Below are 18,876 nucleotides of genomic sequence, written 5' to 3' on the forward strand. Positions count from 1 at the left end.
GAACTGTAAGTGTAAATAAGATGAGATATGTTTACTAAAAATCAAATTTCATCAAAGTCTTTTAACTGTGATTTCATATGATACATATGAAATTAATTTTAGCAATTATTCCGCTAGTCTTTTTTGGAATTATAGGTTTACAGGAATCATTTGCAGAGGAAGCAAAAATAGAGGCAATTTCATCCATCACTCAACAAAAATTAAAAACTATGGTTGAGAATTGGATGAAAAATCCAGATGAGGATGATACAAACCAACGTCTGGAAATTATGAAAGCATATTATGCATTTGATGAAATGGGTCAGAAATTGTCTCATGATCAAGAAGGATTAGTCTTGATGAATCAGATTAGAAAGATGGTGAGTATTCAGATCCCCATAGAAGAACTAGATGAATTACGAAAACAAGTGAGAGTCGAACTTGGATTGGAAATGCCATTTGAAAATAAAATTCTCTATGTTGATTCAATGCTAGTTGATTGTGTTGGCGTGGGGCCTCAAAAATGCATGAGAATTCGTGAAGATCCTAGTTCTAGTTGGCAGATTTTCTATGATTCCATCAAAGGATTTGATTATACTGAGGGAAAATCTTACAAGATTTCTGTTAAAGTAACTGATATCACAAATCCTCCTGCAGATGCTTCAAGTAAACAATATGAATTAATTGAAATTCTTGATAAAAAATCATACCCTAAACACATTCCATACAAAAATATCTGTGCACCTGGGTTTATTTCACTTGGTGACATCTGTGTTCTAAATGATAGATGTGGACCTGGAATATATCCTGGAAAAGTCTGTGTTATGGATGGAGTAAAACAGCCATATCTTAGACCATCCCAACAAGGCAATGCAGGCATTGCAGCAAGTGATGTGATATGTGCCGAAAACTTGAATCTTATCTTCAAATCTCATGATGGTTCTCCTGCATGTGTTAGCAATCATGCAATGGAGAATCTGGTTGAGAGAGGCTGGCAGAAGAGTTTTCCAGTTTTTGCATGTACTCTAGAATATGCTCCTGTTTGTGGAATTGATGGAATTACATACGGTAACAAATGTATGATTAATTCTCAACACATTACAATTGATCATACTGGCGAATGTATTGAATAGAGTATCTCTATCATTTCTTTGGTTGGAATTAGTATTTTGATTTTAGTGGTAGGTTTGTATTCATATGATTTTAAACCGATTCCTACTGTTTCTCAGCAAGATCTTAGATTCATGATATATACCTGGTAATTATTTTCTTACTTGGTATGGTAATTATGCCATACTAAGTAAGAAATTACTACTTGTTTTAAATAATATGTAGTGTATGCTATAGTGTGAAAGAAAATACAAACAATAATCAAAATCTAATAAACAAAACAAATCAACAACGTTTAGTCTCATCTGTTGTAAATGCAAAAACAACTACAGAAGGAGAAGGATTTGTTGTACATCGAGCGTTTCCAAATGAAACTGTTAGAGAGTTTGATCCATTTCTACTAGTAGATGAAATGGGACCATTCATTGTTTCACCAGGGGAGGCAAAAGGAGCACCTGATCACCCTCACAGAGGATTTGAAACAGTCACATACATGATTGAAGGTGCATTTGAACACAAGGATTCTCAAGGTAACTCTGGAATTTTAAAATCTGGAGATGTACAGTGGATGACTGCCGGATCTGGAGTTATTCATTCAGAAATGCCAGAAAAAGAATTTTCTAAAAAAGGTGGAACATTACATGGATTTCAATTATGGGTAAATCTTCCCAAAAAAGACAAAATGATGAATCCTAGGTATCAAGAAGTATCATCAGATAAAATCCCAACAGTGGAAGAGAATGGTGTCAAAGTCAAAATAATTGCTGGTAACTCAATGGGAAAACAAGCTGTAATTGATACTAGAACTCCAATCCTGTATTTGCATTATACCATACAACAAGGTGCAAAAATAATGCAAAAAATTCCAGAGAATTACAATGTTTTTGCATATGTCATTAATGGTAAGGGATTATTTGGCAAAGAAGAAAAACTTGCAAGCAAACAACAATCCGTATTTTTTAAAAGAAACGGAAATGAGGTGACTATAAAAGCAAGTGAAGATGCAGATTTGCCTTTGGAAGTTCTATTGATTGCAGGTGTACCACTTGGAGAGCCAGTTGCTAGGTATGGTCCATTTGTTATGAATACAGAAGATGAAATCCAACAAGCAGTAGTAGATTACAACAGTGGAAAGATGGGGAAAATTGACTTTTAAAATTGGTTTTATTCCTAAACTCTTTTCTCTACATTCACTTTTTATAATTAGGTAATGATTTGCTACTAGGTATGGAAACAGAATTTGAAAAAGAAAAAAGAACCCGTAACCATGTGGTATGTGATGTTGATGAAATATGGGGCATACTTGGAAAAGCTTGGGCTCTGTTGATTTTAAAAAAACTCTCAGAAAGGAAATCTGTACGATTCAATGAAATAAAAAAAGCAATACCTACTATTAGTAACACTGTGTTGTCTGAAAGATTACGTGATCTTGAAGTGCATGGTTTGATTACAAAAAAAGTATATGCTCAAGTACCAATACGTGTAGAATATAAAATAACAAAACAAACACGGGAACTTGGAAAAATTTTAAAACAACTTGATAGTTGGGTGGTGCAATGGAGAAAAAAGAAATGACACGACCAAAAATTCTTGCATTTGCAGGTAGTACACGCACTGATTCTTTTAACAAAAAATTAGTCAAGATTGCAGCAGCTGGAGCAAGTGAAGCAGGGGCAGATGTGACTGTAATTGATCTTCGTGATTTTCCAATGCCACTTTATGATGAGGATTTAGAAAAAAAAGAAGGATTACCATCTAGTGCCATTAAACTAAAAGAATTGATGTCCTCTCATCATGGATTTCTAATATCCTCTCCTGAATACAACAGCTCAATTTCAGGTGTTCTTAAAAATACAATTGATTGGGCATCAAGACAAGGCAATGACGAATCACCAATGTCTTGTTTTAAAGATAAAGTTGCAGGAATAATGAGTGCATCACCTGGTGGATTAGGTGGATTACGAGGATTAGTTCATGTTCGTGCAATTCTTGAAAATATCGGAGTAATGGTAATCCCAAATCAAGTAGCAATATCAAAAGCTAATGAGGCTATTAATTTGGATGGCTCTATGAAAAATGAAAAACAAGAGCAACAAGTAAAAAAAATTGGGGCTGATCTTGCTCAAATATTGTTGAAACTAAATAATTGACTGCCGGACTAGAAACCCCATTGCGGTGTTGTAGTTTTAGTTTGATACTCTCCAAAAACTGCCTAGTTCTGCATAGTTATGAGCGTGTGATGTTGGGCTTGTAACTGAATTATGTGTGCCGGGGGCGAGTTTCGAACTCGCGACCTCCAGATTATGAGTATTGCCTTAGTTGGAGAACCGTTAGAGTCTACCAATTGAACTGGCACTCTAACCAGGCTGAGCTACCCCGGCATAGTATATGCCTGAAAATTTGGGAAATTAAATGATTCTAAAATAATTTTTTGGTTTTTAATGGAATTTTTACTTTATTTCCTGCCATTTGACATTTTCATTTTTTACCCACAGGAATTTCTTTTGCAATGCAGATGTGTACAATTTTTCCCATTCTGCACCCACTTCATCAGTCCATGCTTTGAAAACTCGTGGATCTATGTAATTTCTCAGAGATGTTCCAATGTTGTAATCCTTTGTCTTTTCTGATAAATCAATCTGTAATTGTAATTTCTCTAATCTCTCTTTGTGTTTCTTTTTTTGTTTTTTTATTTGCTCATTTAATGTCTTGATTCTCTTTTCTTTGGTCTTCTTTTGAACATCTGTCTTTGGAGTTGTTGCCTCTACCTTCTTTAGAGTCTCTTGTGTCTTTTTCCAAGGTTGGTCTTTTTCTACCTTCTTTAGGGTCTCTCTCTTCTTTTCTAGTGATTGCTCAAATGTTTTAGGAATAGTTCTTTTGTGGTTACACATGATTGCAGCTTCGAGATTTGCCAGTTTGGCATGATATAATTTCTCATTTGCAGTCTTTGATTTGATATCGTCATGTTTTACTAGGTAGTCTTTAACCACATTTGTAGCAAGATATGTTCTGAACACTTTTGCAGTTAACCCTTTGACAATACTAGAGTAATATGCATTAACATGTCTAGATGTTATGTCATCAAAAATCTCATCTTTTGGTTTTTTCTTTTCAATTAGTTTTTTTAGGTTTTCCTGAAATTGTTTATCGTGTCCTTGAGCAACTACTTTTTCTTGCCATCTTACGCTGTCTTTACCTAGAAAGTCAAATTCAATTGCATTTGAAGTAATTTTGACATGTTCTTTTCGTAGTGTAGTGGCACCAACTGTGTCTGCTTCATCAGGATCCTTTTCGTCTCCCACCCTCATCGCAGTTCTATAAATTAAGTAACATGCAGTGGCAATCCTGCTAATTTTAGGATCACTACTTTTCATATCTTTTACAATTCTATCTTTGATTTTTTCAATCTCTTTTGAAAGCTTTACTGCTTTTTCGTATTTTTCCTTGTCTCTGTCTTGTTTTAGTCCTGCAGTATCAGCTAGCCAAACATATTTTCTCTTTTGAGTAAGATAGTCCATCCAACTGGCAAGCCACATAGAATCCTTATCATGAATAATCTTCCCCCATTTACCCTCTGGAACTTTTGCCTCTTTTCCAAGGTTTAATGTAACGTCTTTTGCAGTAACACGTGGTTTCCATTTACCTCTGAGTGGGTGCTCGCCTCTTCCAATGAAAATTCCTGGAGGCTCTGCCATGTAATTTCCAACTTCTACTTCTTTTCCATCCATTATTGCTACTCCGTACTTTGCCTTTAGCTTCTCACGAAGTTCTTTTCTTTTTGCAGCAAGAGCTTTCTTCTCCTCCTTAGTCATCATCTCTCGTAGATCTTTTTCCTTGTCAACTACCTTGAAGGCATTTGAAAAATCAATATCTTCATATGAAATTTTTCTAAATTTTTGATCTAGGGTTTTTGCAAAATCTGCTGTAAAGTTTTTTTGAAATACTTTGTCTTGAGCATAAGGGGTGTCTTTCTTTTTTGCCCACTGGTATACCATCTCTTCTTGATCTGAATTAAGATTGACTGGTTCCCCTTTGATCTTTATCTTAATACCTTGAGCCTCATATTCAGGTGGAAATAAGATTCCATTGTGTTGTAGAGTTTTCCATTTCATTTTTTTCACTTTAAAATTGCGGACTTTGACAAAAACTCTATCCTATGTGTATATCAATTTAACGTACAAGTACGATGTCAGCTAGGAAAAAGCTCTTTACTCATGTATTTTTCAAATTCCAGGTCTGTTTTCATCTTTTTTGCTTCCAAAAACATAGCAGCATCAGTTCCTACTGTGTATCTTGGCAATATCTCCTTGTCATTAATTGCATTGATGATTACTTTTGCTACCTCTGATGGCGATGTTCCCATCTCAACCATCATTTTTAGCCCTGCCAAAATGTTCTCTGTTAATGATTTGTATTTAGGATCAGTTTTTGATTCTGGAACTTTCATTGAATTAAAAAAGTTGGTCTTTATTACTCCTGGCTCAATTAGAGTTGTTTTAATTCCAAACTGACCTAACTCGTATCTTAAACATTCACTTAATCCCTCTAAAGCAAATTTTGTACTGATATAAGCTGGGGATCCTGGCAATCCAAGTCTTCCAACAACAGAACTAATGTTTACTATAATTCCTGAATTCTGTTTTCTCATTATGGGGGCAACTTCTTGAATAATTCGGACAATGCTGAAAAAATTTGTCTCAAACTGTTTTCTAAAATCATCAACACTGACATCTTCTGTACATCCAAATTGTCCATACCCTGCATTGTTAACTAGTACATCTAGTCTTCCACATTGGGTTTGAATTTTTTTTATTGCTGAAACAATTGATTCTTCTTTATCAACATCTAATTCTAAAATTTCTATAGATAGATTTTCTTTTTTTGCAGCATGCTCTAGTTCTACTGCCTTTTTTGTATCCCTCATACTTGCAAAAGTTACGTATCCTTCTCTAGCTAGTGCAAGTGAAGTCTCTAATCCAATTCCTGAAGAACTACCTGTAATTAGAGCTACTTTTTCCATATTGTTGCTATGTTTGTGGCATATTTATCCCATTTTGATTTTTCTATACTAAGGGTCTGTCTCCTTCAGTGGGATCTATTAGTTCTGTCTCTTCACCGCCGTTGATTCTCTCAAGAATTTCTAAGGAAGAATACTTGTGCAAATACTCGTTATTATTTCCACATCTATACGAAAAAGTGCATCTCGGACATCCTGATTCATTTTGACATGGACATTCTTTTACAATATGCATACTTCGCTCAAGTGCTTTCTCAAATCTGTCATAGAGTGCTTTACTTGCCCCACTTCCTCCAATGGCCCCATCATAGATGAAAATCAAGCCTGAAGTGCCTAGTGAGATTCCACCTAAATCTTGTGAAACTCCTCCTGTAATCATGTTGCTCCCCTCAATTACAACATGCTCTGTTGCATGATATCCGCTAGCTTCTGCATATTCTTCGTCTTCAGATTCTTCAATAATTTTAAGTGGTCTTGGCGCATGAAATACAATTCCTTTTGTTACAAAATCATATTCTAGGGGATTATCAAGTAATACTTTTTCTCCTTGAGTGACTTCTTGTCCAAGCTCAATGTTGACATATCCATACACCTTCTTTTGAATATGTAACTTACAAAATGCTACTTCGACACCCTTTGCTTTTCTTTTATCATAAACTGTTTCAATTGTTGGCCATTCCTCAGTAAGTGACTTTGTATAGTATGGATAGTCTCTTGGGATTTTCTCTAGTCTTGCATGATTTTTTTTAGGATAATCAAACTCTTTTACTTTGTAACGAATTCCTGCTAAAAAATAAATTGCATCTTTGTGCAATTCTTCTAAGGCAATTGGTAATACTCTATCTCCCACTTTTCTATCCTTTAAGAAAATATCAATAGAGTTTCCAATTCCTCTAATGCTGTAATTATTTAGTAGTGAATTAATTTTATCAAAATTAGGAATGATTCTGTTGTTTTTTTCTACAAGGTTTTCTTTGATAATATGATGCTCAATTACTTCTTGATGCTCTTTTAACTCATGCTTTGAGATGGGTCTATCACATGCCATCGCCAGTACTTGAAATTCTTCTACAAAGGGATTTTTTGGATCAATGTATGTTTTTTCAATATCTTCAAAATAGTCATCTGGATGATTTTTGTAGTATTGAGAAATAGGATCGTTTCCTAATGCTAAAAATGCATATCCTCTTTGGCCTTTTCTTGCTGCCCTCCCAATTCTCTGAATCAGTCTATTTACGGGAATGGTAGATGAGATAACACAATCAACATTTCCCACATCTATGCCTAATTCAAGCGTAGGAGTGCATGAAATTGCCTGCAGCTTGTCTTCTTTGAACTGTTTTTCAACTGATGTTCGATAATTTGCCATCAGTCCTGCCCTGTGAACTTTGATGTTTACTTTTTGTTTTTTTGCCTGAATTGCCAAAAGCTCAGAATTCAGATGTGAATTATTAAAGACCATTGTCTTGTGATTTTTTTCAGTTAATTTTTTTGTCAAATCAACCATTAGTGCTCTTTGAGTCCTTAAAGATGGAAATAGCATTACAAAGTCAGTCTGGCCTTTTTTACCTGAGCCGTAAATGATTTGCATCTTCTCTCCAAATAGTTTTTGGCAAAACTCTTTGGCATCATCAAGTGTTGCAGAAGCTGCTACAAACTGCAATTTATTATTGCAGATTCTTTTGAGTCTTTTGATAATATAGTGAACATTTGATCCAAAAATTCCTGAATATACATGGGCCTCATCAACAACTAAAATTCTAGTTGATGCAAGCAATGATGAGAATTTTGTTTGGTGCCACATGTGATAATGAATTACATCAAAATTTGTAACTAGAATTTGAGGTGGATTATCAATAATGTCTCTTCTATCTATTTGATTTGTGTCTCCATCAAAAATCTTAACATTGACATTGATTTTTTCTGCAAAGTTCTGAATTTTTGGGTACTGATCCCTTGATAATGCTTTAGTTGGATATACAAAAATTGCAAATACACTTCCATTTACAGAATCTTTTTTTATTCTTTGAATTACTGGAATCAAAAAAGCTTCAGTTTTTCCTGATGCTGTTGGTGCCTCTATTACTATGTTTTTTCCAAATAGTATCTCTTGAATTGATTCTTCTTGAAACTGATAGAGTTGCTCGATTTTTATCTCCTTTAGATAATCTGAAATTGAATCATCAAAACCAAAATCTTCTATTTTTGAGCCCATTTTAGGCTCAGGATTCTTCAAAACTTTGTATTCTGATACATAGTATTTTTTTGTAAATAGAATTTCTTCGGTAATCTTGTCTGGGTTATTTTTCCCTATCATATTTTTGATTTCATTTTCAGCCCTGACAATTCCTTGATCTTGAAGACCTTCTGATATTCCAGTCTCTGAAACCAGTCCTTGATCATATCTTGAAAGAAATTCCAAGAAAACTTCATCAATATTTTTCGAATATTCTAAAATATCTTCAATTCCACACTTTACACATGAGACATGCATTTTTTTATTGAATGTTCTTTGAATCTCAATCTTAGAATTACATTTTGGACATGAAAATTTCATCTAATCGATTAGTTATTCTAGGTGATTTATTGTTTAATCACTCCAATTTACCCATGACATTATTAAGATAGGAAATAGTCTTCAATTTAAAAATGAAAAAAATACAAATCAACAATATTTACAATGTTAATTGCATTGATGGAATGAATTCCATTAAGAAAAATTCTATAGATCTTGTAATTACCGATCCTCCATTTGCCATAAACTTTAAGGCTAAAAAAGCAAATTACAATCGAACCTCTTCACGAGTTCTTACGGGATATAATGAGATAAAACCAGAGGATTACTATGATTTTACATTTGCCTGGATGAGCGAGGTTTTTAGAATTTTAAAAGATACTGGGAGCATGTATGTTTTTTCTGGTTGGAATAATCTTAAAGATATTTTACAAGCTCTAAGTGATACTGGGTTTACCACAGTAAATCATATCATTTGGAAGTATCAATTTGGGGTTGTAACTAAACGTAAATTTGTTACATCCCATTATCATTGTCTTTATGTTTGCAAAGATGATAAGAAAAGAAAATTTTTCCCCTATTCTAGATTCAAAAAAGATGCTAAAACAAAGGATGGTAGAAGCTTACATTATCGAGACAAGGAAGATGTGTGGGATATTAAAAGAGAATATTGGACAGGTGATGAAAAGACTCCTACAAAACTTCCTTCAGAAATTATTGAAAAAATTCTAACTTATTCTAGTGAAAAAAAAGACCTAGTGTTGGATCCGTTTCTTGGTTCAGGTCAGGTTGCTGTAGTCAGTAAATCCCTCAAAAGAAATTTTCTTGGATTTGAAATTGTTCCGGATTATTACAAATTTGCAAAAAAACGACTAGATGAAGATTTGTACCGAATTAAAAAATCAAAATAACTAACCCTGATCGGGCTTGTCTGTCTTTTTCTGACCTAATTTTGATGAGATTATTTCTCGTAACTCATCATCGGTTTTATCTTGAACTTTAACACCAATTGATTTTGCCATGATCTCTAATTTCTCTCGTTCAGTTCCGACAGGACCTGAAATTTTTGGAGCTTCTTCTGTTGCTTCCTTCATTTGATCTTTGAAATCATCTTTTGCTTTGTTGTATTCATTTACTGCTTGCCCAAGTTTCCTTGCAGCACCTGGAAGTTTTCCTGTTCCTAAAATCAAAACTAGTGCAACAAAAATTATGATTATCCATTCACTACCACCAACATTTAATGAATAATCAATCATAATGAGATATTTTTTAATTTAAAATTAAACCTAATGTTCAGTTTATGCCTAAGAATGACTTCTATCTTTGAAAATCAACCATGAGAATACACGAATTCATTTAAAGAAGTTCATTACTGATATAATTTATGAAAAAAATTGAAGCAATAGTTAGACCTGCTTTAAGAGATAAGGTGGTTTCAGAAATCAAAAAACACGGTGTAGGTGGTGTCACTATTCATCATGTTCAAGGACAAGGTAAAGAAGATCCTCCTTTAGTTGGACAATACTTTAGCAGAGATATGGTAATTTGTGTGGTAGAAGATCCAAAATTAGATGAAATCTTAGAATCCATTGCAAATGTTGCATGTACTGGAGAGAAAGGCGATGGCAAAGTCTTTGTAACAGCCGTCAGTGATGCACTAGACATATGTACTAAAAAACGCGGAACCACATCAATTTAGAACTCTTTGTGGTTCTAGTTTTCTTCTAGAAATTATAGCAAGTATTGTTACTCCAATTCCTATAATCCCAAATACCAAATATGGAGTATGATTTCCAAATGATTGAGTTATCGGTCCTCCAATGGTTGGACCGATTGCCCATCCTAATCCAAATATCGTTTCATATGCCCCAATAATTTTACCTGAAATTCCTTTTGATGTTCTACTCAAAATTATCTCTAATGTCAATGGAAAGAATATGCTAAATCCAAATCCCATTAGCACCAAGGCTATTCCAAATGTAATGATTGAATCGGCAAAAACAGAGATTACTAATCCAATTGAAACTGAAATTGTTGCAGCAATCAATGTTTGACTTGTTTTTCTAGCAAATTTTCCTGCAAGTGCAAGTGATACAACTCGTGAAATTCCAAAAACAAAAAACAACAACAAAATATCCGTATCACTCATTCCATTATCATTTAAGAATGCAGGATAGATAGTCAGAATTATCCCAAATGATGATGTACAAAAAATCAACAATACGATGACTTCAGGAAATCTCTTCATCTCCTTTATTGATGAAAATGATATTCTCTCATGATGAATTCTGACTCTTTTTCTTGAGACTAGGAGTGCAGTAATTATTGCAGTTGCTAGAATAAATGCCGTAATCTGAAATAGAATTCTGTATGTGATGTCCAGTCCTTCAAGAAATACTGTGCCTAAAAGTGGGCCTACCATAAATCCCATTACAAAAAACATTGTAAACCAAGAGATGTTTTTGACTCTGTTTTTCTCTGTACTTTGATTCGAAATTATGGATTCACATGGAGGCCAAAAGAATGCATGTGCCACTCCTGTCATTATTCTAAATCCCATTATTTCAGGAGCTGACTGTGCAATTGATAGAAGATAAATTGATGCCGAGTTGATTGCAGCACCTAGTGCAAGTAGGTAACCATTGTTGATCCTATCAAGAAGAATTCCTACAAAAAGTGGAATGAACATGTATGGAATAAAATTGGCTAATCCAATAAATCCAAGTTCAGAATAAGTTGCACCTACAATATTTTTTGCAAATACTGGAAGTATAGGTCCATGTAATCCATAAGAGATACCGATGATTAAGCCTGTGATGTTTACTAGTATCAGAACTCTGTTCATTTGTATGCTGCAACCATTATAGCGCCGCCCATAAGATCTTTCTCAAATTCTACTTTGGAGAATTTTTCTAACAATAAATCTTCGAGTTTTTTATTTTGGGGCCATCTTTTGAAAGTTCCATACAGTGTTCCAAACTTTAATCCCAACCTTCCACCTGCTGCAAATGCAAGTATGGGTAGGATACATCTTAGATAAAATGAAACTCCTGCTCTGATAAATGCACTATCTGGTTTTCCTAAATCTACAATAACAAACCTGCCTTCTTTTTTCAATACTCTGTGGATCTCAGATATTGCAATTCTTAGATTGATTGCATCTCTTAGTGAATAACCACATAGCACTACATCAAACTCTTCATCTCTAAATGGAATGTGCTCAAAAACCCCATTTGCCATATCTGGAGGTTTTTCAAAATGAGAACTAGTATTTTTGAGCATTGGCACAAGAGGATCGTAAAGTGTGATTGAAATTTTCCCATCTGTTAGTTTTAGAGCTGTCTTTGACATGTTTCCAAATCCAGAACCTGCATCTAGTATCTTGTTTCCCGGAAATACTCTTTGAGATATTCCTCTGTTTCTGTGTTCTACGTCTTTTCCTAGTGATATGATTGAGTTTACTTTATCATAAACTGGAATTATTTCTCGAAGTACTTCCATTACTTCTCCCCAGTAACTTCCTAATCCCATAATACTTCGTATCTATATCCTAGTTTGAATAGTTTTCAAATCTAATTCTATTGAGCTGAAAATTTTGATGAGTTTTTAGAATAATTTTGTAATTCTGAATCTGAAATTTTTTCAAATGTCTTTTCTTTAGCTGTAATCTTTGCCATTTTTACATGATTGAGTCCGTCTTTGTTTTCGGCTTTAAGATTAATTGCTGCAATGGCCAATGCTGCTGCATCCTCTAAACTCATTTCACTATTGTAATGTTTTTCCAAAAATGCATTTACCTCATCAGATCCTGAACCAATTGCAATTGCTGCATACTGAACATATGTTCCACTTGGATCAGTTACATAGATCGATTCTCCTTTTTGATCAATTCCTGCAATAATCAATGCGACACCATTTGGACGAACTCCTGAATATTGAGTAAATTGATGAGATTGATCTGCTAAATGTTTAGCAACAGTTGCAACTTCAACTGATTCATCATAGGTCATTTTATTTCCCTGTGAAAAGAATCTGGCACTATCGACTTGAACTCGTGCATCTGGAATATATCCTGCTGCAGCAACTCCGATATGAAAATCAACTTGGAAAATCTTTTGTGTTACATTTGCAGTTTGTAGTGCTCGTGGTTTCTCTTCTACTGCTAAAATCACTCCATCCTTACTGAGGATTCCTAATGCTAAAGTTCCTCTTTTTACAGTCTCTATGGCATATTCAACTTGGTATATTCTGCCGTCTGGAGAATACATTGTAGGTGTCATATCGTAACCACGTGATGCCATCATGTTATCACGAGTTTATTCTCAGTCAATTTAAGGGTAATTGTCTTGATGTCCAAGATGCTTAATTTGGAAAAGATCTGGACATATGGTTTTAAGCATAATTGACCTATTTTGAATTAACATGGGCAATCAACTGGTTCAATTCAAAGAGATTCTTAGATCTCAACCTAACCAACAAAGAAAAGTCGATAAACAAACTCGCAATCTTCTTCTTTACTTGTTTACAAGTACTCGGGGCGGATTTACTAGATTACGTATTGTGATACATCTGTTAGAGCATCCATACAATACCCATCAATTGGCACAAGAACTAGATCTTGATTACAAGGCAGTTCAACATCACATGAATGTTCTTGAGAAAAACAACTTGGTTTCTAAAATTGGCGAAAAATATGGAGCAATCTTTCATCTGTCTAATTTTCTTGAAATTAACATCCATACCTTAGAGGAAGCCATTGACAAATTAGATAGAAAACTAAATCACAAAAAGATCTATCTGTAAACCTAAATCTTAATTTGCGATCAGAGATTTTAAACCAAACTTATATAATCTGATATTCCGTAACACGATTACCTTGGTTAAACATGACCCATTTGCAAATGCTACTCAACAAGTTAATGATGCATGTGATGTTTTAGGAATCAAAGACAAAGGTATTAGAGAATATTTGGCAATGCCAAACAAAGTTTTGAGAGTAAAGATTCCAGTAAAGATGGACAATGGTAAAATTAGAATTTTCACAGGTTTTCGAAGTCAACATAACAATGACAGAGGTCCTTACAAAGGTGGTATTCGTTACTTTAATCCTGAGGGCGGTGTTGAGTACATGGAACGTGAAGTCATGGCTTTATCTTCTTGGATGACTTGGAAATGTGCAATAGTTGATGTTCCTCTTGGTGGTGGAAAGGGTGGAATTTTTGTAAATCCAAAAACTGAAAAGATTAGTGAAGGTGAACTTGAAAGACTGACAAGAGGATTTGCGTATAAAATTTCTGAAATAATTGGACCTAACAAAGACATTCCAGCTCCTGATGTTTACACAACAGGAAAAGAAATGACCCAAATCATGGATACTTTTAGCAAACTAAATGATAATCAATATTCTCCTGGAGTAATTACTGGAAAACCAATTTCAATGGGTGGTTCTCTTGCAAGAAATGTTGCAACTGGATTAGGTGCAGCATATACAATTAGAGAGGCAGCTAAAGCATTGAAATTAAGTTTGAAAGGTGCTAAAGTAGTATTACAAGGATTTGGAAATGCATCTACTTTTGCTGGTGAATATCTTGAAAAGATGGGTTCTAAAGTAATTGCAGTTAGTGATTCTAAAGGTTCTATCTCTATTCCAAATGGAGCAAAAGTTAGCAAAATTCTCGAACATAAGCAAAAAACAGGTACAGTAGTTGGATTTCCTGGAAGCAAAAAAATCTCAACTGAAGAACTGCTTACTACTAAATGTGATATTCTAGTACCTGGTGCATTAGAGAATCAAATTAACGCAAAAATCGCAAAGAATCTAAAATGTAAAATTATTGCAGAAGCTGCCAATGGTCCTACATTACCTGAAGCAGATCCTATTATCTTCCAAAAGAAAATTTTGGTAATTCCTGATATTTTGGCTAACTCTGGTGGTGTATGTATATCCTATTTGGAGTGGGTTCAAAACAACATGGGCTACTATTGGACATTTGATGAAGTTGCAAATAAGATGGAAGAAAATATCACTAAAGGATTCAAGGATGCTTTTGCTGTGGCAAAAAAACACAAAATCGATATGAGAAAAGCTACAATGGTTCTAGCAGTTGAGCGTGTGTTAGAGGCCTTTAACCAAAAAGGTATTTGGCCATAATCTTAGACAAGATACGATTCGTAGCAAACTAGTTGTTCAATAAACATTATCTTTCCCTTTGTAATTAACCGAAGTTTTCGTTTGAAAGAAAGATCAACTTTGGTTCTTCTTTGTAGTAGATTTAATGTTCTTCCAGTAAGATGCCTGCCTTTTTTATCCCTGTCAAAAAGTATGATTATCTTTTTGTATTTTGCCACCGAGTCAGTAAAATTTATCATTCCATTGAATCTATGAAATTCTAAAACTTGTCCTGTGTAGCCAAGTTTTTTTAGAGCGTTCGAATCTCTCTTTCCTTCTACTATCACTACACTATCTTGTATCGAATTTAATTCAGATATGAAACCTCTTAACTCTGATATTTCGTGCTCTGTTACTATCATGTTTTCTAAACTCATTTTAACATATTAAGCACTTTTGTTATAACAAAATAATGTCTGATGTTCTGCTTGTACAAAATACAAAAATTGAAGGTTCAGGATATTTAGGAGAACTAATTCAAGATGATGGATTCAAAATAACCTCAGTCAATGCAAAACATGAAAATCTCCCTAATGATGATTTCTCTTTAGCAGTAATTCTGGGTGCTCCTGAGAGTGCAAATGATGATTTGCCATATTTACAAGCTGAACAAAAATTAATTAAAAATTATGTTGAAAAAAATATTCCTGTTTTGGGAATATGTTTAGGCTCTCAGTTAATTGCCAAAACATTTGGTGCTAAAGTTTACAGTGGTCCAAGAAAGGAAATTGGATTTTACAATGATTTGATAATTCATAATAACAATTCATTATTTTCAGGATTTGATAACCCGTTTACTGTATTTCATTGGCATGGTGATACATTTGATTTACCGGAAAATGCTATACGTTTAGCCTCATCTCAATACTATTCTAATCAGGCATTTCAATACAAGAGTGCAGTTGGATTACAATTTCATTTAGAGGTAAATGAGGAAATGGTAAATCTTTGGCTAGATAATACTGAGGAAAAATTGCAAAAAATTCTATACATTGATCCTCAAAAAATAAGATTTGATATTGATGAAAATATTTCAATTGTGAAAACAAATATGAAGAATTTTTACAATAATTTCAAATCATCATTTCATCTTTGACCAAAGTTTAATATACTGAGTTTTAATTTCATCGATCGAACGATGACTGTGGTTAAGAAAATTTTTGAAGAAATCATTCAAACCGATCACAAAGTTATCACTGAAGAATCATCAAAATCCATTCTCAAAACATATGGAGTTAAGGTTCCCCCTTATGCCCTTGCAACATCTGCTGATCAAGCAGTCAAAGAAGCTAAAAAGATTGGTTTTCCACTTGTAATGAAAGTAGTATCACCACAAATTTTGCACAAGACTGATGTTGGTGGTGTTAAAGTTGGCTTGGATAATGTATCTGATGTCAAAAAAACATTCAATGACATGTATGGACGACTTTCTAAAAAGAAAGGCGTAGAAGTTAAAGGAATTCTTCTTGAAAAGATGGTTCCAAAAGGTGTTGAACTAATTGTAGGTATTCAAAACGATTCTCAATTTGGTCCAATCATTATGGTTGGTCTTGGTGGAATAATGACTGAAGTAATGAAAGATGTTGCATTTAGAATGCTTCCAATTACAACTTCTGATGCAAAATCAATGATTAATGAACTAAAGGGCTCAAAACTTCTCAAAGGATTCAGAGGAAGTGAACCAATTGATATTAACATGGTTGCAAAAATGCTAGTTCAAATTGGAAAATTAGGCGTAGATAATGCTGATTATGTTAACAGCATCGACTTTAATCCGGTAATTGTTTATCCAAAATCTCATTATGTAGTTGATGCAAAAATTATTCTCAACAATGAATTAAAGAAAAATTCCATCTCTAAAGCAAAACCAAACAGAGAAAATATGGAGACATTCTTTACTCCAAAATCTGTTGCACTAGTTGGTGCATCTGCTACGCCTGGAAAGATTGGAAACTCTATCTTAGACAGTCTTGTAAATTATGATTTCAAAGGAAAGGTTTATCCAATAAATCCAAAGGCCGATAAAATCTTTGGACAAAAATGCTATCCATCGGTTTCAGCAATTCCAGGTAGCGTTGATCTTGTTGTAATTTCAGTTGATTTGTCTGTAACTCCTCCAGTCTTAGAGGATTGTGCAAAGAAAGGAGTTCATAGTGTGGTTATTGTTTCAGGTGGAGGAAAAGAGCTTGGCGGTGAACGTGCAGATTATGAAGCTGAAGTGGCAAGATTATCTAAAAAACACAATATTCGAATTATTGGTCCTAACTGTATTGGAATGTTTAATGCAGCAAATCGTCTTGATTGTGCATTCCAAGGACAAGAAAGAATGGTACGTTCCAAATTAGGTCCAGTTGCATTTTTCTCACAAAGTGGAACTATGGGAATTAGCATGTTAGAAAGTGCTGATGTATTTGGATTATCCAAGATGATTAGTTTTGGTAATCGTTCTGATGTTGATGAAGCAGATATGATTTGGTATGCTGCAAATGATCCTCAAACAAAAGTAATTGGATTATACGTTGAAGGCTTTGGTGATGGTAGAAAGTTCATCAATACTGCTAAACGTGTCATGAAAGAAAAGAAGAAACCTATTGTTATTTGGAAGAGTGGAAGAACTGCTGCAGGTGCAAAACAAGCAGCATCACACACAGGCTCGCTTGGAGGCTCAAATGCAATCATTATGGGTGCCTTCAAACAAGCTGGAATTATTTCAGTTGACAGTTATCAGCAACTAGCAGGAGTTCTAAAGGCCCTAGCATGGCAACCTGCTGCAAAGGGCAACCGTGTTGCTATGACTAGTAATGGTGCCGGTCCAATGATTGGTGGAATTGATCAATTAGAAAGATTTGGTCTAACTATAGGAAAGTTATCTCCAAAACTTCTCAAAAAAATGAAAGCACGTTTCCCACCAGCTGTACCAATTCATAATGGTAATCCCGCCGATGTTGGTGGTGGTGCAACAGCAGATGATTATAGATTTGTCATTGAACAATTCATGGAAGAAAAAAATATTGATATTGCAATGCCATGGTTTGTTTTTCAAGATGATCCTCTAGAAGAAAAAATTGTTGATTATCTTGCAGAATTCCAAAAGAAAGGAAAGAAACCACTTTTAGTTGGATGCAATGGTGGTCCATATACTGAAAAAATGGCAAAATTAGTTGAGAAGCATCAGGTACCTGTTTATCAAGATCTTAGAACTTGGGTTGAAGCTGCTGGGGCATTAGCTCAATGGGGCAAATTCCTCAAAAAATAGATAACATTTAAGTCTCGCATAACTTGGCAAATTATCATGTCACTAGTTACCACATCTACTTCTGATGGCATTTGTACTGTCAAAATAAACAGACCTGACAAACTCAATGCTATGAATACTGATGTTGCAAAAGAACTAATCAAAACTTTTGAAGAACTAAACCATAATGATAATGTCAAAGTTATCATTTTGACTGGTGAAGGTGAAAAGGCATTTTCTGCTGGTGCAGATATTGAATACATGTCAAAAATCTCTGCAGATGAATCAGTTGAATATGCAAAAACTGGTCAACTTGTAACTGCAACTGTTGAATTGGTAAAACAACCAACAATTGCAGCAGTTAATGGTTTTGCTTTAGGTGGAGGATGTGAACTTGCAATGTCTTGTGATATTAGAATAGCAGCAGATACTGCCAGACTCGGTCAACCAGAAGTAACAATTGGTGTCCCTCCAGGTTGGGGTGGCACACAAAGATTGATGAGAATTGTGGGAATAGCAAAGGCAAAAGAACTTGTTTACACAGGTAAAATGATCAAAGCAGATGAGGCAAAAGAGATTGGACTAGTCAATCATGTAGTTCCACTTGCATCCTTACAAGAAGAAGCTTTGAAAATGGCACAACAAATTGCTGGAAACTCTACAATGGGTGTTCAAATGTCTAAAGTAGCAATTAACAAGGGAAGAAATGCAGATCTTGACACTGGTCTTGGACTAGAAATTCTTGCATGGAGAAATTGCTTTACTCATCCAGATAGAGAAGAAAGAATGACAGCATTTGTAAACAAATCAAAGAAATAGCTATCCTCAATTTCTTTATTATTTTATTAAAT

The 18,876-nt window shown here is 34.4% G+C and carries 19 protein-coding genes and 1 tRNA gene; 11 read left to right on the top strand and 9 right to left on the bottom strand.

The annotated features are described in order from the left end of the window. Window positions 1–86 precede the first annotated feature (86 nt). From ACX119_RS02535 to ACX119_RS02550, 4 genes are all read left to right on the top strand, one after another. On the top strand, window positions 87–1,112 hold the full coding sequence (locus ACX119_RS02535) for a DUF4377 domain-containing protein (RefSeq protein WP_459351576.1): 1,026 nt from the start codon (window positions 87–89) through the stop codon (window positions 1,110–1,112). A gap of 215 nt (window positions 1,113–1,327) precedes the next feature. Further along, a complete protein-coding gene (locus ACX119_RS02540; RefSeq protein WP_459351577.1) occupies window positions 1,328–2,245 on the top strand; it encodes a pirin family protein in 918 nt (305 codons plus the stop codon). Window positions 2,246–2,316: 71 nt separating this feature from the next. Beyond that, window positions 2,317–2,664 carry a winged helix-turn-helix transcriptional regulator gene (locus ACX119_RS02545; protein ID WP_459351578.1) on the top strand — a complete coding sequence of 116 codons (348 nt, stop codon included), beginning with the start codon at window positions 2,317–2,319 and terminating at the stop codon, window positions 2,662–2,664. Then, window positions 2,646–3,239 (top strand): NADPH-dependent FMN reductase, encoded by a 594-nt coding sequence (locus ACX119_RS02550; protein WP_459351579.1) that lies wholly within the window; start codon window positions 2,646–2,648, stop codon window positions 3,237–3,239. Before ACX119_RS02545 ends, ACX119_RS02550 begins: the two co-directional genes overlap by 19 nt. Before the next feature lie 116 nt (window positions 3,240–3,355). Here the strand turns inward: ACX119_RS02550 and ACX119_RS02555 are convergent. From ACX119_RS02555 to ACX119_RS02570, 4 genes are all read right to left on the bottom strand, one after another. After that, window positions 3,356–3,470: transfer RNA gene (locus ACX119_RS02555), tRNA-Met, on the bottom strand. 69 nt (window positions 3,471–3,539) lie between these two features. Further along, window positions 3,540–5,201, bottom strand: a complete 1,662-nt coding sequence (locus ACX119_RS02560; RefSeq protein WP_459351580.1) for a DNA topoisomerase I — start codon at window positions 5,199–5,201, stop codon at window positions 3,540–3,542. 77 nt (window positions 5,202–5,278) lie between these two features. Then, window positions 5,279–6,109: an SDR family oxidoreductase gene (locus ACX119_RS02565; protein ID WP_459351581.1), complete on the bottom strand. Its 831-nt coding sequence runs from the start codon at window positions 6,107–6,109 to the stop codon at window positions 5,279–5,281. Window positions 6,110–6,152: 43 nt separating this feature from the next. Continuing rightward, window positions 6,153–8,663 (bottom strand): DEAD/DEAH box helicase, encoded by a 2,511-nt coding sequence (locus ACX119_RS02570; RefSeq protein WP_459351582.1) that lies wholly within the window; start codon window positions 8,661–8,663, stop codon window positions 6,153–6,155. Window positions 8,664–8,755: 92 nt separating this feature from the next. Here ACX119_RS02570 and ACX119_RS02575 point away from each other — a divergent pair, with 92 nt between their 5' ends. After that, window positions 8,756–9,532, top strand: coding sequence for a DNA-methyltransferase (locus ACX119_RS02575; protein WP_459351583.1), 777 nt, complete (start codon window positions 8,756–8,758; stop codon window positions 9,530–9,532). Here the strand turns inward: ACX119_RS02575 and ACX119_RS02580 are convergent, their stop codons facing one another. Continuing rightward, the gene (locus tag ACX119_RS02580; RefSeq protein WP_459351584.1) at window positions 9,533–9,877 is read right to left on the bottom strand and encodes a Sec-independent protein translocase subunit TatA/TatB; all 345 of its coding nucleotides are present in this window, start codon (window positions 9,875–9,877) and stop codon (window positions 9,533–9,535) included. A 128-nt stretch (window positions 9,878–10,005) separates the two neighbouring features. On the opposite strand from ACX119_RS02580, the gene ACX119_RS02585 reads away from it, so the two are divergent. Then, window positions 10,006–10,320: a P-II family nitrogen regulator gene (locus ACX119_RS02585; RefSeq protein WP_459351585.1), complete on the top strand. Its 315-nt coding sequence runs from the start codon at window positions 10,006–10,008 to the stop codon at window positions 10,318–10,320. Here the strand turns inward: ACX119_RS02585 and ACX119_RS02590 are convergent. From ACX119_RS02590 to ACX119_RS02600, 3 genes are read right to left on the bottom strand one after another with little or no spacing between them, the layout of a single operon-like run. Beyond that, the gene (locus tag ACX119_RS02590; protein WP_459351586.1) at window positions 10,312–11,466 is read right to left on the bottom strand and encodes an MFS transporter; all 1,155 of its coding nucleotides are present in this window, start codon (window positions 11,464–11,466) and stop codon (window positions 10,312–10,314) included. The two genes, ACX119_RS02585 and ACX119_RS02590, sit on opposite strands and share 9 nt — an antisense overlap. After that, a complete protein-coding gene (locus tag ACX119_RS02595) occupies window positions 11,463–12,152 on the bottom strand; it encodes a class I SAM-dependent methyltransferase (protein ID WP_459351587.1) in 690 nt (229 codons plus the stop codon). The genes ACX119_RS02590 and ACX119_RS02595 overlap by 4 nt, the downstream gene beginning before the upstream one ends. Window positions 12,153–12,199: 47 nt before the next feature. Continuing rightward, entirely contained in the window at window positions 12,200–12,925 is a 726-nt protein-coding gene (locus ACX119_RS02600; protein WP_459351588.1) for an archaeal proteasome endopeptidase complex subunit alpha, read from the bottom strand. Between the two features lie 118 nt (window positions 12,926–13,043). On the opposite strand from ACX119_RS02600, the gene ACX119_RS02605 reads away from it, so the two are divergent. Together ACX119_RS02605 and ACX119_RS02610 are read left to right on the top strand one after the other, a co-directional pair. After that, on the top strand, window positions 13,044–13,424 hold the full coding sequence (locus tag ACX119_RS02605; protein ID WP_459351589.1) for an ArsR/SmtB family transcription factor: 381 nt from the start codon (window positions 13,044–13,046) through the stop codon (window positions 13,422–13,424). A gap of 73 nt (window positions 13,425–13,497) precedes the next feature. After that, a complete protein-coding gene (locus ACX119_RS02610; RefSeq protein ID WP_459351590.1) occupies window positions 13,498–14,772 on the top strand; it encodes a Glu/Leu/Phe/Val family dehydrogenase in 1,275 nt (424 codons plus the stop codon). Window positions 14,773–14,774: 2 nt separating this feature from the next. On the opposite strand, the gene ACX119_RS02615 is transcribed toward ACX119_RS02610, so the two are convergent. Then, window positions 14,775–15,152: a toprim domain-containing protein gene (locus ACX119_RS02615; RefSeq protein ID WP_459351985.1), complete on the bottom strand. Its 378-nt coding sequence runs from the start codon at window positions 15,150–15,152 to the stop codon at window positions 14,775–14,777. A gap of 50 nt (window positions 15,153–15,202) precedes the next feature. Between ACX119_RS02615 and ACX119_RS02620 the strand changes: the two genes are divergently transcribed. From ACX119_RS02620 to ACX119_RS02630, 3 genes are read left to right on the top strand one after another with little or no spacing between them, the layout of a single operon-like run. Further along, window positions 15,203–15,886, top strand: a complete 684-nt coding sequence (locus ACX119_RS02620; RefSeq protein ID WP_459351591.1) for a type 1 glutamine amidotransferase — start codon at window positions 15,203–15,205, stop codon at window positions 15,884–15,886. Window positions 15,887–15,928: 42 nt separating this feature from the next. After that, on the top strand, window positions 15,929–18,046 hold the full coding sequence (locus tag ACX119_RS02625; protein ID WP_459351592.1) for a 3-hydroxypropionate--CoA ligase: 2,118 nt from the start codon (window positions 15,929–15,931) through the stop codon (window positions 18,044–18,046). 36 nt (window positions 18,047–18,082) lie between these two features. Continuing rightward, window positions 18,083–18,844 (top strand): enoyl-CoA hydratase/isomerase family protein, encoded by a 762-nt coding sequence (locus ACX119_RS02630; RefSeq protein WP_459351593.1) that lies wholly within the window; start codon window positions 18,083–18,085, stop codon window positions 18,842–18,844. Window positions 18,845–18,876: the final 32 nt, after the last annotated feature.

It is taken from the genome of Nitrosopumilus sp. S4, from assembly GCF_054515835.1.

Bases quoted from the DNA above. Each gene is read 5' to 3' on its own strand.
- ACX119_RS02565 (WP_459351581.1), bottom strand. From the start codon at position 6,109: ATGGAAAAAGTAGCTCTAATTACAGGTAGTTCTTCAGGAATTGGATTA.
- ACX119_RS02595 (WP_459351587.1), bottom strand. From the start codon at position 12,152: ATGGGATTAGGAAGTTACTGGGGAGAAGTAATGGAAGTACTTCGAGAA.
- ACX119_RS02625 (WP_459351592.1), top strand. From the start codon at position 15,929: ATGACTGTGGTTAAGAAAATTTTTGAAGAAATCATTCAAACCGATCAC.
- ACX119_RS02575 (WP_459351583.1), top strand. From the start codon at position 8,756: ATGAAAAAAATACAAATCAACAATATTTACAATGTTAATTGCATTGAT.
- ACX119_RS02535 (WP_459351576.1), top strand. From the start codon at position 87: ATGAAATTAATTTTAGCAATTATTCCGCTAGTCTTTTTTGGAATTATA.
- ACX119_RS02600 (WP_459351588.1), bottom strand. From the start codon at position 12,925: ATGATGGCATCACGTGGTTACGATATGACACCTACAATGTATTCTCCA.
- ACX119_RS02615 (WP_459351985.1), bottom strand. From the start codon at position 15,152: ATGATAGTAACAGAGCACGAAATATCAGAGTTAAGAGGTTTCATATCT.
- ACX119_RS02570 (WP_459351582.1), bottom strand. From the start codon at position 8,663: ATGAAATTTTCATGTCCAAAATGTAATTCTAAGATTGAGATTCAAAGA.
- ACX119_RS02590 (WP_459351586.1), bottom strand. From the start codon at position 11,466: ATGAACAGAGTTCTGATACTAGTAAACATCACAGGCTTAATCATCGGT.
- ACX119_RS02630 (WP_459351593.1), top strand. From the start codon at position 18,083: ATGTCACTAGTTACCACATCTACTTCTGATGGCATTTGTACTGTCAAA.
- ACX119_RS02545 (WP_459351578.1), top strand. From the start codon at position 2,317: ATGGAAACAGAATTTGAAAAAGAAAAAAGAACCCGTAACCATGTGGTA.
- ACX119_RS02560 (WP_459351580.1), bottom strand. From the start codon at position 5,201: ATGAAATGGAAAACTCTACAACACAATGGAATCTTATTTCCACCTGAA.
- ACX119_RS02585 (WP_459351585.1), top strand. From the start codon at position 10,006: ATGAAAAAAATTGAAGCAATAGTTAGACCTGCTTTAAGAGATAAGGTG.
- ACX119_RS02580 (WP_459351584.1), bottom strand. From the start codon at position 9,877: ATGATTGATTATTCATTAAATGTTGGTGGTAGTGAATGGATAATCATA.
- ACX119_RS02550 (WP_459351579.1), top strand. From the start codon at position 2,646: ATGGAGAAAAAAGAAATGACACGACCAAAAATTCTTGCATTTGCAGGT.
- ACX119_RS02605 (WP_459351589.1), top strand. From the start codon at position 13,044: ATGGGCAATCAACTGGTTCAATTCAAAGAGATTCTTAGATCTCAACCT.
- ACX119_RS02620 (WP_459351591.1), top strand. From the start codon at position 15,203: ATGTCTGATGTTCTGCTTGTACAAAATACAAAAATTGAAGGTTCAGGA.